Genomic DNA, 15,255 nt, shown 5'->3' on the forward strand with positions numbered 1-15,255 from the left:
ATTATAAAAGCGAGTTAGTCCCCCAACTCGCCTTCACCTTAATCTCTATCAATTAGTTATAGATTTTGAATGCATCGTCGTCGTTTTTACCAACGAAAGGCATTGCTTTACGCAATTCTGCACCAACTTTTTCAATTTCAAGATTAGCTGCTTGTTCACGGTAAGCAGTCAATTTTGGACGTCCAGCTTTATAGTCATTTACAAAGTCATTTGCAAATTTACCATTTTGGATGTCTGCCAAGACAGCTTTCATGTTTTCTTTAACTTGCTCAGTAATTACACGTGGACCTGATACATAGTCACCGTACTCAGCAGTGTTTGAAATAGATTGACGCATTTTCTTGAATCCACCTTCGTATATCAAGTCAACGATCAATTTCATTTCGTGAAGAACTTCAAAGTAAGCCAATTCTGGAGCGTAACCTGCTTCTGTCAAGACTTCAAAACCTGCTTCGATAAGGGCAGTCAAACCACCACAAAGTACAGCTTGTTCACCAAACAAATCTTCTTCAGTTTCTTCTTTGTAAGTTGTTTCAAGAAGACCTACACGGGCTGCTCCAACACCTTTACACCAGTCCATAGCAATGTTTTTCGCATTTCCTGTTGCATCTTGATATACTGCGTAAAGAGCTGGAACACCAAATCCGTCTTCATAAGTACGGCGTACCAAGTGTCCTGGTCCTTTAGGAGCACACATGAAGACATCTACATCTGCAGGAACTTTGATAAATTCAAAGTGAATATTGAAACCATGGGCAAATCCAACTGCATTTCCAGCTTCCAAGTTTGGAGCGATTTCTGCTTCGTACAATTCTTGTTGGATTTCGTCTGGTGCCAAAATCATGATAACGTCAGCCAATTTAGTTGCTTCTGCTACTGTGTAAGTGTCAAATCCATCTTCTTTTGCTTTGTCAAAAGATTTACCTGGACGTACACCGATGATGACATCGCGACCTGAATCACGCAAATTTTGAGCATGCGCATGTCCTTGCGAACCATAACCAATAACGGCGATTTTTTTACCGTCAAGTGCTGCTACTTTAACATCTTTTTCGTATTCCATTTGAACTGCCATAGTTTTCTCTCTTTTCTATTATTTATTGCCTTTTAGGCTGGTTTAACAAATTTAAGTTAGATTTTTAGTCGCGGGTAAATCCAGTTGCACCCGTTCGAGCAATATTGCGAATACCGTATGGTCGAATGACTCGCAATAAAGCTTCACTCTTTTCAGCATTCCCTGTCATCTGAATGGTAATCGAGCTTGGCGCTACGTCTACCACCGTTGCACGGAAAGGTTGAATAATCGCTAGAATCTCAGCGCGCTTCTCGGCTGGCGCTGACATCTTAACCAAAATTACCTCGCGCTCCAAATGAGGCTTGTCTGTAATATCACGAATGCGAATCACATCAATCTGACGATTGAGCTGTTTGATAATTTGCTCCACCTCATCATGTGAAGCAACATCAATAATAATGGTGATACGCGATACATTCGGATCTTCTGTTGCTCCAACAGAGATACTTTCGATATTAACCTGACGACGAGACAGGACACCAGTAAAGCGATTGAGGACTCCTGATCGATTCTGTAGTTTTGCTGTTAACATTCTACGCATGGAACTTCACCCCCAACATCTCATGATTACTCTTACCAGCTGGTACCATTGGTAACACCTGTTCCTTACGAGAAATATCTACCTCGATTAGCATAGGAACATCCTCAGTGATGACTTCAAGGTCTTGAGCCAAAGTCTCAGGATTGTCAAACTTATAGTTTTTAATTCCATAAGCTTGTGCCATCAATTGGAAATCAGGAAGGGTATCAAAGACCGACTCAGATGTTCTACCTTCATAGAAGGATTCTTGCCACTGGCGGACCATTCCAAGTGAGTGGTTGTTCAGCATAACCACCTTGATTGGCACCTTGTAAATGTTCAAAATTGCCAATTCCTGGTTAGTCATTTGGAAACCGCCATCCCCAACAAACAAGACTACTTCCTTATCTGGGTTAGCAATTTTAGCACCAATTGCTGCTGGAATTCCAAATCCCATCGTTCCCAAACCACCTGAAGTCACTAACTGACGTTCATTTTGATAGGGATAATACTGAGCTGTCCACATTTGGTGTTGACCAACGTCTGTTACTACAATGGCATCTCCATTCGTCAATTCACCGATGCGTTCAATAACAGCTTGCGGCTGAACCACACGCTCTTTCTTATCATAAGAACGAACGCGGTTCTTGTCTTTAGTGACTTTTTCAATCCATTTTTCAGTATTGTTATGAACTGTCGGCTCAGCCAGCAACATTTGCAAGGCTTTCTTAGCATCTCCAACTACAGGAATATCTGCACTGATAATCTTACCAATCTCGGCAGGGTCAATATCAATGTGGGCAACCTTAGCATTCTTAGCGAAGGTCTTAGGATTCCCCGTCAAGCGGTCATCAAAACGGCAACCAATACTAATCATAAAATCAGCTTCTGTCATGGCAATATTAGCTGCAAATGATCCGTGCATGCCTCCCATTCCAAGGAATAATGGATGACTCGTTGCAATCGTTCCTTGTCCCAAAAGACTGGTTACCACTGGAATTTGATAGCGTTCTGCAAATTCATTTAATTCTGCCGCAGCCTCAGCATAACTAATCCCACCTCCAGCTAGCAAGACTGGCTTTTTAGCCTTGGATAATTGCTTCAAGATTTTCTTGATTTGCATATCATTTGGCTCAAGAGTCGGCTGATAGCTTGGTAGGTTCACTTCTGGTGAATAAATGAAGTCTGTTTCTAATGCAGATACGTCTTTAGGTAGGTCAATTACGACTGGCCCTGGGCGACCTGTAGTTGCGATATGGACAGCTTCCGTAATGATACGAGGAATATCAGCTGTCTCACGAACTTGGTAATTGTACTTAGTGATTGGCATGGTAATTCCCACAATGTCTGCCTCCTGAAAGGCATCCTTCCCAATCCCTGCTCTCGCTACCTGACCTGTAAAGACCAAAAGGGGAACACTATCGCTCATGGCATCTGCAATCCCTGTAATGGCATTTGTTGCTCCCGGTCCGCTAGTGACGACGGCAACACCCAACTTTCCAGTTGATTTGGCATAACCTTCAGCTTCATGCAAACAACCTTGCTCATGGCGCCCTAGAATGTGGCGAATGCCTTTAAAATTATATATCGCATCATAAAAAGGCAAGACTGCACCACCAGGATAACCAAAGATGGTATCAATTCCTAAATCACGAAGTGTTTCCAAAACTAGGTCCGACCCCGTCTTAGGAGATTCTAAACTGATTTTCTCCATTGTTCCCCTTTCTCTTCTCTTAAAAATAACTTGTTACTATCATACCATTTTTTCAAAATTTTTCAAGAGAAAAGAAGAAATTTTCTGAATTTTCTATTTTAACGTTTATTTATGAATATTATTCTATTTTTTATAAGTTTTAAAATATAATTCACATTCTTTAGCAATTTATTTGCATTTATATTGTAAATTTCTTTAACTCATTTCTATATGAATTTTTTTGAGCGCACTGCACGTTTGCAGAGTTAATGAAATTTATAATAACTATACAAAAAAGGAAGCCACTAAGTGACTTCCTTCTAGAGCGAGGACAGATTAGTCTTCACCTTTATTTTTCTTAATGATTTCTTCTTGTACTGACTTAGGTACATCTTCGTAGTGGTCAAATACCATCATGAATGTACCACGTCCTTGAGATGCAGAACGAAGAACTGTTGCGTAACCGAACATTTCAGCAAGTGGAACGTAAGCACGAACGATTTGGCTGTTACCATGTGCTTCCATACCATCTACACGTCCACGACGAGCAGTTACGTGACCCATAACATCACCAAGGTTTTCTTCTGGAACAGTGATTGTTACAAGCATCATTGGTTCAAGGATAGCTGGTTGTGCTGATTTAGCAGCTTCTTTAAGAGCAAGTGAAGCCGCAATCTTGAAGGCAGTTTCAGATGAGTCGACATCGTGGTATGAACCATCGTAAAGTTTAGCTTTAACGTCAACCATTGGGTAACCTGCAAGAACACCGTTAGCCATAGATTCTACCAAACCTTTTTCAACCGCTGGGATAAATTCACGAGGAACCACACCACCGACGATTGCGTTTTCGAATTCGAATCCTTTACCTTCTTCGTTTGGAGTAAATTCAATCCATACATCACCGAATTGACCTTTACCACCAGACTGACGTTTGAAGAATCCACGTGCTTGAGTAGAAGCGCGGAATGTTTCACGGTAAGATACTTGAGGTGCACCTACGTTCGCTTCCACTTTGAACTCACGACGCATACGGTCAACAAGGACGTCAAGGTGAAGCTCACCCATACCTGAGATAACTGTTTCTCCAGTTTCAACGTTTGTTTCAACGCGGAATGTTGGATCTTCTTCAGCCAATTTTTGAAGGGCGATACCCATCTTGTCTTGGTCTGCTTTAGATTTTGGCTCAACCATCAATTGGATAACTGGTTCTGGAACGTTGATTGACTCAAGGATGATTTTAGCTTTTTCATCTGTCAATGAGTCACCAGTTGTAGTATCTTTCAAACCAACGGCAGCAGCAATATCACCTGAGTAAACAGTGTCAATTTCTTGACGGCTGTTGGCGTGCATTTGAAGGATACGTCCAATACGTTCACGTTTACCTTTAGAAGTGTTCAATACGTAAGAACCTGATTGAAGCACACCTGAGTAAACACGGAAGAATGTCAAACGACCTACGAATGGGTCAGTCATGATCTTGAAGGCAAGAGCTGCAAATGGCTCTTCGTCAGATGCTGGACGAGTTTCTTCTTCGTCTGTATCTGGGTTAACACCTTTGATTGCTGGGATGTCAAGTGGGCTTGGAAGGTAGTCAATAACCGCATCAAGCATCAATTGAACACCTTTGTTCTTGAAGGCTGAACCACACAATACTGGGAAGAATTCAACGTTGATAGTCGCTTTACGGATACCAGCTTTCAATTCTTCGTTAGTGATTTCTTCACCTTCGAGGTATTTCATCATCAATTCTTCGTCAGTTTCAGCAACTGCTTCAATCAATTTTTCACGGTATTCTTGAGCTTGGTCAAGGTATTCAGCTGGGATGTCTTCTTCAAGGATATCTGTACCAAGATCGTTAGTATAGATTTCAGCTTTCATCTTGATCAAGTCGATGATACCACGGAAGTCATCTTCAGAACCGATTGGCAATTGGATTGGGTGTGCATTTGCTTGAAGACGATCGTGAAGTGTGCTTACAGAGTAAAGGAAGTCAGCACCGATTTTGTCCATTTTGTTGGCAAATACGATACGTGGAACTCCATACTCAGTTGCTTGACGCCAAACTGTTTCAGTTTGAGGCTCAACACCTGATTGTGAGTCAAGAACGGTAACCGCACCATCCAATACACGAAGAGAACGTTGTACTTCGATTGTGAAGTCCACGTGTCCTGGTGTGTCGATGATGTTTACGCGGTGGTTGTTCCATTGAGCTGTTGTCGCAGCAGATGTGATAGTGATACCACGCTCTTGCTCTTGCTCCATCCAGTCCATTTGTGACGCACCTTCGTGAGTTTCACCGATTTTGTGGATTTTACCAGTGTAGTAAAGAATACGCTCAGTAGTTGTTGTTTTACCAGCATCGACGTGAGCCATGATACCGATATTACGAGTTTTTTCAAGTGAAAATTCGCGTGCCATGAGGTTTGTTTCTCCTATTTATTTTTGATTTCTATTCTATTATAACACGATTTTAATAAAAACGGATAGGCAGGACCTACCCGTTCTCAATGTTTTCATGCTATTGTTGGTTTCAACTTGTAGATTTACAAGTTGAATTGAACTCGGGCTAAAAGCTTGGAAAATAGATAAGCTCTCCTAGAATCTTTGATTCTTCGTCAAGCTTCCTAATTTTCAGTCGCTTTTTTAACGCCCTTAGTATCTTAATCTTACCAACGGAAGTGTGCGAATGCACGGTTAGCTTCAGCCATACGGTGAGTGTCTTCACGTTTCTTAACAGCTGCACCAGTGTTGTTAGCAGCATCCAAGATTTCTTTTGCAAGACGATCTTGCATTGTGTGTTCACCACGAAGACGAGCGATTGTTACCAACCAACGAAGTCCAAGTGTTGTACGACGTTCTGGACGAACTTCAACTGGGACTTGGTAGTTAGAACCACCAACACGACGTGCACGTACTTCAAGTACAGGCATGATGTTTTCCATAGCTGTTTCAAATACTTCAAGTGCATCGTTTCCAGTAGCTTCTTTGATTTGCTCAAAGGCACCGTAAACGATTGAAGCAGCTGTACCACGTTTACCATCAAGCATAACGCGGTTGATAAGACGAGTAACTAGTTGTGAATTGTAAAGCGGATCTGGCAATACGTCACGTTTTGGAGCTCTATTTTTACGACTCATTTCTCTTTATCCCCTTTCCTTATGCTTTTGGACGTTTAGTACCGTATTTAGAACGGCCTTGTTTACGATCGTTAACACCTGCAGTATCAAGTGCACCACGGACGATATGGTAACGTACCCCTGGAAGGTCTTTTACACGTCCACCGCGAAGAAGCACCACACTGTGCTCTTGCAAGTTGTGTCCGATACCTGGGATGTAGGCAGTAACTTCGATAAGGTTGCTCAAACGTACACGAGCAAATTTACGAAGGGCAGAGTTAGGTTTTCTAGGTGTCATTGTTCCAACACGAGTTGCAACACCACGTTTTTGTGGTGAAGAAACGTTTGTTTGAACTTTTTTGTGACTGTTGTAACCAACGTTCAAAGCTGGTGATTTAGGTTTTTCTACTTTTGATTTACGCGGTTTGCGAACCAATTGGTTAATTGTAGGCATCTACATTCTCCTGTGTTTTTTATTTTTGGTGATGATACACTTGGTGACAGCTATCATCTGTGTGTACTTTTGCAACATTTGTCAGCACGTCCCTGTACACTCTTGAGAGACCAAAAGTAAAAAGTACCGTCTATTATTGTAACAAAATTTTCCCTTGGTTGTCAAGATATTTTTCTTTTTTATTGTTAATTTTAGCTCTTGCTACAACCTTGGACGAAACAAAAAAAGGAAGCTAAGACCCTTCCTCAATTTACAAATTATTTCATTGAATCAGTTCAATTTTAACACATAATGTCCAGGGAAATATTATATCATCACAACCAACCATATTCTTTCGCGATATTAGCTGCTTCTGTTCGATTAGCAGCATCTAGTTTAGAAAGAATATTAGTTACATAATTTCGGACGGTGCCGTTTGAGAGGTAGAGCTTGTCCGCAATTTCTTGGTTAGACAGGCCTTGGGCTACTCCATGTAATACAGCGATTTCTTGCTCGGTCAAGGGATTGGGATGGGTCATCATGACTTCCATCAGCTCTGGAGAATATTCCTTGCGTCCCTCTAACACCGTATGCAGGGTTTGCATGAGTTCGGCGATGCTTCGCTCTTTCAAGACATAGGCGTCGACTCCTGCTTTGACCGCTCGTTCAAAATAACCTGGGCGTTTAAAGGTTGTAACGATAACCACCTTGGTTTCAGGCACTTCTTGTTTGATCCACTCGAGTGCTTCTAGTCCCGTCTTAACTGGCATTTCGACGTCAAGGATGGCAATATCTACTGCTTCTTTCCCCAAAACCTCAATAGCTTCGGCTCCATTTTTCGCCTGCAAGACAGTCTCCACATCCGGTTGAAAGCTCAAGAGCTGGCACATGGCGTCTCTCAGCATACTTTGATCTTCTGCGACTAATACTTTCATCTACTTTCTCTCCTTATAAGGCAGATGCACGCGCACCACTGTGGGATCTTTCAAACTGACCAGCTCTACTTGACCTGAAAAGGTTGAGGCACGATCTCGTACTGTGTGCAGTTCATTTCCTTCTATAGTTGCAAAGCCTTTCCCGTCATCTCTGACTGTCAGAAGCAATTCCTGATCTGTGCGTTCCAGTTTTAGATAAGCTTTTTGAGCTTGGGCATGCTTGATAATATTGGTTGCCAGTTCTAACAAAATCATAGCAGCCGTGGACTCTATATCCTGGGTCAAGCTAGCCTTGTCCAACTGATTATCAACCTCAACCTCAATCCCAGCAATTTCTAGCATCTTTTTGACAGTTTCAAGTTCTGAAGCTAAGGTCCGTGATTTCAGATTTTCCACAATGGTTCGTACTTCATTCATGGAATCCTTGCTTATCTGGTGAATTTCTTTTAATTCCTTCTCCACCTGTGGATAAGCCTCCATCTGAAATAACTGCAAAGCGAGATCCGTCTTGACACTCAGCATAGCAAAGGTGTGTCCCAGACTATCATGCAAATCCTGACCGATACGACTGCGTTCATTTTCAGCTAACAAGAGATTTATCTGGGCATTTTGCTTGGCCTGCGCTTCTTTCAAATCCTCCACAATCCGAATCCGAACCAAACCAAAAGTCATCAAATCGACAAAAGCAAGAATTACAAGTAGATAGAATAGAAACCCAACTTCGATTCTCTGAATAATCAACAGTTGCCCCACCACAAGCACTTGAGCAAGGATAAAAGTCCAGACATGTAAAGACTTTAAACTACGTACACCAAAATGATAAATTAAGAGATTGGAAAGGAAAAAGAAGAACCAGATATAATTTACAGCAACAAAGGCGGTGTTCCCAGCTACATAGACCAGCATGATGCCCCAGAAAAGCCAAGATAGGCGCTGATTCTTAGTTGTTAAAACACCCAAATACGCCACTACAAATAGAATATCAATCAATAAATGCCAGACAGCAAGCTCCCCAATCACTACAGGAAGGATGGGAAAAACCATAAAAATCAAACTGGCCCAATACATATAGTCTATGCTCTTCAGTCTTTCAAGCATTAAGCATTCTCCTTATGACCTTGAAGGTAAATGGTCAAACCAAACAAAACTGCTGAAAAAACAAGTAGATAAACTGTGGCTGATAAATTGATGCCACCCTCATTTAAGAAGGTCTTGATCAATTCCATCAACTGATAGCTTGGTAGACGCTTCCCGATTGCTTGCATCCAGTCTGGAAATAAAGAGACGGGCATCCAGAGTCCGCCTAAAACAGCCAAGCCAAAGTAAAGAAGATTGCCTACAACAGACATCAACTGACTAGTTGGTAGGAGAGTCAAGGCCAAACCAAGGGCTACAAAAGCTACACTTCCTACTATCAGCAAAAGCGCAGCCCCAATCCAGTTTCCAAGAGACATGTCCACACCTCTTACAAAATGTCCAACTGAGAAAACAACCAGAATTGAGACCAAATAATCAACCATCATACTTGTTATCTTTGATAGATAATATTCTACCATATTTACAGGGCTATGACGTAATATTTTCTGCCAGTTGTTGATCTTGTCGGTATGTAAAACAACTGGGAATGAAAAGATAGCGGTAGACATCATGGAAAAAGCCGTCATGGAGATGAGGTAGTCGCGCATAAAATTAGCCGGTCCACCTGGTGTGTCCTGGTACATGCCTGAAAAGAATAAATAGAAGGCTGTCGGCATCCCTACTGATAATAAATAATAGACTAGTTGCCGTTTGGTCAATAGAAATTCTATCTTATTTAATGCAATCCATCGTTTCATCTTAGTCTTCTCCCTTCTGTGTTTCTTCAAAGATTGTATCTAGCAAACTACGGTTATTGACTTCAATTTCTTGTATGCTACATCCTGCTTGAACTAACAGTTGCCAAAAAGCATCTGCTTCGCGTGTGACTACTTGCAAAGCATCTTGTTTTTGTACCCAGTTTTCAACCAAGTTAGACTGCTCAACGACTTCCTTGTAAGCCAGAGGAAGGATAAAATGCTTTTCAATCTCCTCACTACGCATGGCTAGAGGCGTCGTATCACGAATCAACTCTCCCTTATTCAAAACCAAAATCCGGTCCGCTGTATGCTCTACCTCTTCGATATAATGGGACGAATAGAGAATGGTTACTCCCTGAGCTTTTAGATCCTGAACAATTTCCCAAAAGCGTTGACGGGTTGAAGTATCCATGGCAGCAGTTGGTTCGTCTAAAAAGACAAGCTTTGGTCGCCCAATCAAGGTCAAGACAAAAGAGAAAAGACGCTTTTGTCCTCCTGATAATTTTTCTGCGAATTGCTCTTTTTGTTGCTTATCAAACTGTAATAGTTGATCGATTTCCTGGTTACTCAAGTGATTTGGATAAATTCTTTGAAAGAAAGCAATCAACTCTTTTACCTTTAGTTTCTGAACGATTACATTCTCTTGAGGGAGGTAGGATCTTGTATAGTCTAACTTAGAGCTCGTTACCGGTAAATCTTGGATAGATACTTGCCCACTGGTGACCAGTTTATATCCAAGCAAACAGTCCAAGAGTGTCGTCTTACCAGCTCCATTTGGTCCAATCAAGGCAATGCATTCGCCTTCTGCCACCTCAAAGGAAATATCCTTCAAAATACCCTTGCCCTTGATATTTTTATGTAAGCCTTGAACCTTAATCATGTTCATGATATTCTCCTTTCAGCAACTCCTTTCCCATCGGAAAGACGATAAAAATCATAAATCCTAATCCCCATGCACCACGGATGAATTGGTAAAGGAAGGATTGATCAAACCAACCTGTAAACATTTCTACCAACCATACCACTAGTGATAGTCCAATAAAAAGATAGAGAAACGCTTTTTTCATTTTTCAAACTCCTTTTTCACATCTGAGACTAATTTCAAACCTTCTCGGATAAGCCAGGACATCATTCCAAATCCTGCAAATAGCTCCCAAGGAAAATGATAGAAACCTTCATCCAATCCTGAGAACATGAGATAAGTCATGACTCCTGCTGCTACTAAACTCATTGCGACAATTACTTTATGTTTCATTTTTTCTTCCTCCACTTGATACATCTAGTATAATTCTTTGAAGGTAGAATCACTAGAAGCTTCTGTCACTAGGAAATATGACAAATGTCATAAAAAAAGAAAGTTGCAAAATCAACTTTCTTTTTTATCTATTAAATTTTTATTCCACACTAAATAGGTATGGGTAAACTGGTTGTTGGCCTTGGTGAATCTCTACTTCAACATCTTCGAATTCTTCTGCGATTTCTTGGGCAATTTCATTGGCAAGTTCTTCGCTTCCGTCTTCACCGACATAGAAAGTTACGATTTCACTATCTTCATCCAACATATGTTTCAATGTTTCTGTCAAGGTTTGGTGCATATCAGGGTTTGACACGAGAATTTTCCCATCCACCATACCAAGATTATCATTTTCATGGATTTCTAAGCCATCAATGGTTGTATCACGCACAGCTGTTGTGACGCTTCCGCTAACGACATCGCTAAGAGCTGCAGTCATACGCTCTTGATTTTCTTCGATGGACTTGCTTGGATCAAAGGCAAGAAGACTTGTCAAACCTTGAGGAAGAGTGCGAGCTTCCACCACTACTGCTGGTTGCTCCAAAACTTCTGCTGCAGATTGAGCTGCCATAAAGATATTTTTGTTGTTTGGCAGGAAGATAATGTTACGAGCGTTGACCTGTTCAACAGCCTTGATAAAGTCTTCTGTTGAAGGGTTCATAGTTTGACCGCCTTCGATAACGTAATCCACACCTTGAGAACGGAAGATATCTGCTAGACCTTTACCAGCAACGACAGCAATCAAAGCATACTCTTTTTCTTCAGCTGGCTTGCTAACTTGAGCAGCTTCTTTCTCAACCTGTGCTTCGTGTTGGTTACGCATATTGTCAACTTTTACCTTAACCAAGCTACCATATTTGAGACCTTCTTGCATAACAAGTCCTGGATCTTCTGTATGGACATGGACTTTGACAATTTCATCATCGTTAACAACGAGGAGAGAATCCCCAAGTTCATTCAAGTAGTTACGGAATTCGTCGTAGTCAAAATCTTTGGCATAGGTTGGACCTTGCTTAAGAGCTACCATGATTTCAGTACAATAACCAAAGGTGATGTCCTCAGTCGCTACGTGACCAGCCACAGACTTATGATGCTCTGCATTGATCATCTCACTCATGTTGGCAGGAGTCGCTACAAAATCCTCAGATGCAATATATTCGCCAGTAAGGGCTGAAAGGAAACCTTCGTAGATGAAGACCAGTCCTTGACCACCTGAGTCTACAACACCAACCTCTTTCAATACTGGAAGCATGTCTGGCGTTTTAGCTAGAGCTGTTTTAGCACCTTCCAAGGCTGCGCGCATGACTTCAACAGCATCATCTGTCTGCTCAGCCTTTTTCTTAGCACCGATAGCAGCCCCACGAGAAACTGTCAAAATCGTTCCTTCAACTGGTTTCATCACTGCCTTATAGGCAACTTCTACACCTGATTGGAAGGCAAGAGCCAAGTCTTGACCTGTTAACTCGTCTTTATCCTTGATGGCTTGTGAAAATCCACGGAAGAGCTGAGACGTAATAACGCCTGAGTTTCCACGCGCACCCATCAAAAGACCTTTGGCAAGAATGCTCGCTACCTCGCCAACTGTAGAAGCTGGCTTGTCTGCAACTTCTTTAGCTCCATTTTCAATGGTCATTCCCATGTTTGTTCCAGTATCTCCATCTGGAACTGGAAAGACGTTTAATGAATTGACATATTCAGCTTGCTTATTCAAGCGAGTTGATGCAGCCTGCACCATTTCTTGAAATAAGCTAGTAGTAATTTTTGACACGGTTATTCTCCTACAACTTTGATATTTTGAATGTAGACATTTACAGTCTGAGCAGTAATTCCAAGTTGGTTTTCCAAACTAAAACGAACACGCTCTTGAATGTTTTTTGACACTTCGCTAATCTTTGTTCCGTAGCTCAACACGGTATATACATCAACTGCAATACTGCCATCTTCGGCCGCCTTTACGACGACACCTTTAGAATAATTTTCCTTACCTAGAAGGGCTTGGAAATTATCTTTGAGGGCATTTTTACTAGCCATACCGACCACACCAAAAATCTCAGTTGCTGCTCCACCTACGACGGTTGCAATCACTTCATCTGTTAGTTCGATTTGACCATCTTTTGTATTAATTTTTACAGTCATCCTTTTTACCTCAACTAGTTGATACTCTATTTTATCATATTTCAGCCCAAGTGTAAAAGCAGAATACTGTATCAGCGGATATTTACTCTATTTTTCAAATGATTTTATACCTACAGTAAAAGAAAAAAGACCCTGAGGTCTCCTTACTTTTATTATTAAACGCGTTCAACTTTACCTGATTTCAAAGCACGAGCTGAAGCCCAAACTTTTTTAGGTTTACCATCGATAAGAACAGTAACTTTTTGAAGGTTTGGTTTTACGGCACGTTTTGTTTGGTTCATCGCGTGTGAACGGTTGTTTCCTGATACAGTCTTACGACCTGTAAAGTAACATACTTTAGCCATTTGTGTTTTCCTCCTATTAGATCTAATATAGCGGATGTGCTAGCACCACATACCGTACTATGTTATCACACTTTCTTCATTTTTGCAAGGGAATTGGAAGATTTTTTATTTAACGTAGACAATTCCCAACTTCCCAAAGGCCACATCTCCACGGATAATCAAGGTTTTGCTGGTTGGGGCTAGAGGAGTATCTGCCTTGGCTACGCCACAGAAAGTTTCTACCTTTAAATCAACTCCCCAATGTTGAGGAACATAGATAACTGCATTCCCAAAACCGACTTCTATCTTCAAGGTTGCGCTATCTCCCAACATCTCTGCATTGTCATAATAAATCTTGGCATTCCCAAAACCAACTTCTACTTGATCCTCTACCAATTCTTGCTCTTGCTTGTAGAAAGTCCCACTTCCAAAAGCGACTTCCTTGTCTGAAAGAATGGTCTTTTCACCATCATCCCACCATTTTTTCCCATTCCAAGTTCTGTTAGAATGAGTGAGTGCGCTGACACCCATTACGATTAAAATACTAGCCAAAATAAGTGAAACAGGAGATAGCTGAATCCAATTATAAAAAAGATTCACTATATTTAACGCTATTAATGCTAAAAAAGTAGCTGTTGTCCAATGATGCCTAAGAAAAGATTCTACCGCCTTATAAAGGAGAAAAGCAATAAAGATGAAGGGAGAATACTTAGTCTCCAAGGATGGGACACCATAATGTCCCTGAAACAGAATCCATGCCGCCAAAATAAGCAACACAATACCAAATGCTTTCTTTTTCATGTTCTTACCTCATGTTTCTTAGATTTTCTTTTAGGAGGGATTGGTAATGCCGTGACACGTGAACCTCCTTGTGGGTCTGATAAAAGGAAATGGTGCCCGTTCCTGAAAAGGACTTGTCCACCGAGTAAACCTGACGGATATTTGCAATAGTCGACTTGGATACCCGACTAAAATAGCGAGGAAGGATAGACTCTAACTCATAGAGTTTGAGCCGAACTTCGTAGGCATCTTTATGGGTATGGGCATAAATCTTGCTACCTTCCGTCTCAAAGAAGAGAATTTCCGACAAGTCCAGATAATATTCACCCGTCCCCTTGTAAAAAATCAACCTAGGAGACTTGGACTCTTGCAAGAGCCGTTGTAAATCCGCAATCTCATCTGTCAAAGTCGCTGCCTTGATGACAATTTCAGTTTCCTCTAAATTGCTGTCAATTTCGATTCGTAACTTCATTCCATCTCCTTTCTGACTCTACTATATCAAAGGGAAAATAAGAAAACAAGAGCAAAAAAGCAAGTGGTTACTTTAGACTCGTAAGTGGTTGTGGGACCACCTTAACTTACAGGTCAACATAGAAAGAAAATCACACCCCATACAAGAGCACAAATATAGCCAACCACTACATCCTTGGGATAATGCACGCCACCTAAGACTCTCACTAGACCTAGGAAGGCTGATAATGTCAAACAAATCATCCCTATAGGTAGACTAGCATGCATGCAAGCCATGGAGATAATCGTTGCTGAAAAGACATGACGACTGGGCATTGACTGACCAGGACTATCTCTGTCAAGTAAGGGTTTAATATCCCATTCCTCATAAGGCCTAGGGGCATTGATTTTCTTACGAAGAAAGGACAAAATCACAAAACCTGATGCAGGGATAAACACATAGATCAAGACCTGTTTCCCAAGTCCTTGTTGAAGATAGGTAGTTGCTAACAAGGTTAGATAAATCATAGGCATAACTACCGTCATGAACCGATTGAAAGTTCTTAACAGTCTCAGAAAGATAGGCTTATTTTCAATCTTACTAGCAATATGGTCATACCATTCTTGATAATTTTTCATATATTTTCTCATCACTTACTCAAATT

18 protein-coding genes are annotated in these 15,255 nt (G+C 41.2%); all 18 read right to left on the reverse strand.

Annotated features, from left to right (window positions below):
- Positions 1-52: 52 nt before the first annotated feature.
- Complete coding sequence (gene ilvC, locus SK578_RS08920) at positions 53-1,075, reverse strand: ketol-acid reductoisomerase (RefSeq protein ID WP_042751709.1); 1,023 nt, start codon at positions 1,073-1,075, stop codon at positions 53-55.
- 64 nt (positions 1,076-1,139) lie between these two features.
- Positions 1,140-1,616, reverse strand: coding sequence for an acetolactate synthase small subunit (gene ilvN, locus SK578_RS08925; RefSeq protein ID WP_001253803.1), 477 nt, complete (start codon positions 1,614-1,616; stop codon positions 1,140-1,142).
- Positions 1,609-3,309: an acetolactate synthase large subunit gene (locus SK578_RS08930; RefSeq protein WP_000411735.1), complete on the reverse strand. Its 1,701-nt coding sequence runs from the start codon at positions 3,307-3,309 to the stop codon at positions 1,609-1,611. Before SK578_RS08930 ends, ilvN begins: the two co-directional genes overlap by 8 nt.
- A 315-nt stretch (positions 3,310-3,624) precedes the next feature.
- Positions 3,625-5,706: an elongation factor G gene (gene fusA, locus SK578_RS08935; RefSeq protein WP_000090350.1), complete on the reverse strand. Its 2,082-nt coding sequence runs from the start codon at positions 5,704-5,706 to the stop codon at positions 3,625-3,627.
- Between the two features lie 248 nt (positions 5,707-5,954).
- The gene (rpsG, locus tag SK578_RS08940) at positions 5,955-6,425 is read right to left on the reverse strand and encodes a 30S ribosomal protein S7 (protein WP_000087873.1); all 471 of its coding nucleotides are present in this window, start codon (positions 6,423-6,425) and stop codon (positions 5,955-5,957) included.
- A 19-nt stretch (positions 6,426-6,444) separates the two neighbouring features.
- Entirely contained in the window at positions 6,445-6,858 is a 414-nt protein-coding gene (gene rpsL / locus SK578_RS08945) for a 30S ribosomal protein S12 (protein ID WP_001142327.1), read from the reverse strand.
- A gap of 314 nt (positions 6,859-7,172) precedes the next feature.
- Positions 7,173-7,772 (reverse strand): response regulator transcription factor, encoded by a 600-nt coding sequence (locus SK578_RS08950; protein WP_042751710.1) that lies wholly within the window; start codon positions 7,770-7,772, stop codon positions 7,173-7,175.
- Positions 7,773-8,870, reverse strand: a complete 1,098-nt coding sequence (locus SK578_RS08955; protein ID WP_042751711.1) for a sensor histidine kinase — start codon at positions 8,868-8,870, stop codon at positions 7,773-7,775.
- On the reverse strand, positions 8,870-9,607 hold the full coding sequence (locus SK578_RS08960; protein WP_042751712.1) for an ABC transporter permease: 738 nt from the start codon (positions 9,605-9,607) through the stop codon (positions 8,870-8,872). Before SK578_RS08960 ends, SK578_RS08955 begins: the two co-directional genes overlap by 1 nt.
- 1 nt (position 9,608) lies before the next feature.
- Positions 9,609-10,493, reverse strand: a complete 885-nt coding sequence (locus tag SK578_RS08965) for an ABC transporter ATP-binding protein (protein ID WP_042751713.1) — start codon at positions 10,491-10,493, stop codon at positions 9,609-9,611.
- Positions 10,480-10,674 carry a hypothetical protein gene (locus tag SK578_RS08970; RefSeq protein WP_042751714.1) on the reverse strand — a complete coding sequence of 65 codons (195 nt, stop codon included), beginning with the start codon at positions 10,672-10,674 and terminating at the stop codon, positions 10,480-10,482. The genes SK578_RS08965 and SK578_RS08970 overlap by 14 nt, the downstream gene beginning before the upstream one ends.
- Positions 10,671-10,862 carry a hypothetical protein gene (locus SK578_RS08975; protein ID WP_000681201.1) on the reverse strand — a complete coding sequence of 64 codons (192 nt, stop codon included), beginning with the start codon at positions 10,860-10,862 and terminating at the stop codon, positions 10,671-10,673. The genes SK578_RS08970 and SK578_RS08975 overlap by 4 nt, the downstream gene beginning before the upstream one ends.
- A 139-nt stretch (positions 10,863-11,001) precedes the next feature.
- Entirely contained in the window at positions 11,002-12,669 is a 1,668-nt protein-coding gene (locus SK578_RS08980; protein WP_000036655.1) for a DAK2 domain-containing protein, read from the reverse strand.
- A 2-nt stretch (positions 12,670-12,671) separates the two neighbouring features.
- The gene (locus SK578_RS08985; protein WP_000216437.1) at positions 12,672-13,037 is read right to left on the reverse strand and encodes an Asp23/Gls24 family envelope stress response protein; all 366 of its coding nucleotides are present in this window, start codon (positions 13,035-13,037) and stop codon (positions 12,672-12,674) included.
- 155 nt (positions 13,038-13,192) lie between these two features.
- The gene (gene rpmB, locus SK578_RS08990) at positions 13,193-13,381 is read right to left on the reverse strand and encodes a 50S ribosomal protein L28 (RefSeq protein WP_001140948.1); all 189 of its coding nucleotides are present in this window, start codon (positions 13,379-13,381) and stop codon (positions 13,193-13,195) included.
- A 105-nt stretch (positions 13,382-13,486) separates the two neighbouring features.
- A complete protein-coding gene (locus tag SK578_RS08995; RefSeq protein ID WP_042751715.1) occupies positions 13,487-14,161 on the reverse strand; it encodes a membrane protein in 675 nt (224 codons plus the stop codon).
- A gap of 4 nt (positions 14,162-14,165) precedes the next feature.
- Positions 14,166-14,612 carry a LytTR family DNA-binding domain-containing protein gene (locus tag SK578_RS09000; RefSeq protein ID WP_042751716.1) on the reverse strand — a complete coding sequence of 149 codons (447 nt, stop codon included), beginning with the start codon at positions 14,610-14,612 and terminating at the stop codon, positions 14,166-14,168.
- A 113-nt stretch (positions 14,613-14,725) separates the two neighbouring features.
- A complete protein-coding gene (locus SK578_RS09005; protein WP_042751717.1) occupies positions 14,726-15,229 on the reverse strand; it encodes a phosphatase PAP2 family protein in 504 nt (167 codons plus the stop codon).
- Positions 15,230-15,255 lie beyond the last annotated feature (26 nt).

It is taken from the genome of Streptococcus mitis, assembly GCF_000722755.1.
GTDB lineage: Bacteria > Bacillota > Bacilli > Lactobacillales > Streptococcaceae > Streptococcus > Streptococcus mitis_CM.

Bases quoted from the DNA above. Each gene is read 5' to 3' on its own strand.
- ilvC (WP_042751709.1), bottom strand. From the start codon at position 1,075: ATGGCAGTTCAAATGGAATACGAAAAAGATGTTAAAGTAGCAGCACTT.
- ilvN (WP_001253803.1), bottom strand. From the start codon at position 1,616: ATGCGTAGAATGTTAACAGCAAAACTACAGAATCGATCAGGAGTCCTC.
- SK578_RS08930 (WP_000411735.1), bottom strand. From the start codon at position 3,309: ATGGAGAAAATCAGTTTAGAATCTCCTAAGACGGGGTCGGACCTAGTT.
- fusA (WP_000090350.1), bottom strand. From the start codon at position 5,706: ATGGCACGCGAATTTTCACTTGAAAAAACTCGTAATATCGGTATCATG.
- rpsG (WP_000087873.1), bottom strand. From the start codon at position 6,425: ATGAGTCGTAAAAATAGAGCTCCAAAACGTGACGTATTGCCAGATCCG.
- rpsL (WP_001142327.1), bottom strand. From the start codon at position 6,858: ATGCCTACAATTAACCAATTGGTTCGCAAACCGCGTAAATCAAAAGTA.
- SK578_RS08950 (WP_042751710.1), bottom strand. From the start codon at position 7,772: ATGAAAGTATTAGTCGCAGAAGATCAAAGTATGCTGAGAGACGCCATG.
- SK578_RS08955 (WP_042751711.1), bottom strand. From the start codon at position 8,870: ATGCTTGAAAGACTGAAGAGCATAGACTATATGTATTGGGCCAGTTTG.
- SK578_RS08960 (WP_042751712.1), bottom strand. From the start codon at position 9,607: ATGAAACGATGGATTGCATTAAATAAGATAGAATTTCTATTGACCAAA.
- SK578_RS08965 (WP_042751713.1), bottom strand. From the start codon at position 10,493: ATGAACATGATTAAGGTTCAAGGCTTACATAAAAATATCAAGGGCAAG.
- SK578_RS08970 (WP_042751714.1), bottom strand. From the start codon at position 10,674: ATGAAAAAAGCGTTTCTCTATCTTTTTATTGGACTATCACTAGTGGTA.
- SK578_RS08975 (WP_000681201.1), bottom strand. From the start codon at position 10,862: ATGAAACATAAAGTAATTGTCGCAATGAGTTTAGTAGCAGCAGGAGTC.
- SK578_RS08985 (WP_000216437.1), bottom strand. From the start codon at position 13,037: ATGACTGTAAAAATTAATACAAAAGATGGTCAAATCGAACTAACAGAT.
- rpmB (WP_001140948.1), bottom strand. From the start codon at position 13,381: ATGGCTAAAGTATGTTACTTTACAGGTCGTAAGACTGTATCAGGAAAC.
- SK578_RS08995 (WP_042751715.1), bottom strand. From the start codon at position 14,161: ATGAAAAAGAAAGCATTTGGTATTGTGTTGCTTATTTTGGCGGCATGG.
- SK578_RS09000 (WP_042751716.1), bottom strand. From the start codon at position 14,612: ATGAAGTTACGAATCGAAATTGACAGCAATTTAGAGGAAACTGAAATT.
- SK578_RS09005 (WP_042751717.1), bottom strand. From the start codon at position 15,229: ATGAAAAATTATCAAGAATGGTATGACCATATTGCTAGTAAGATTGAA.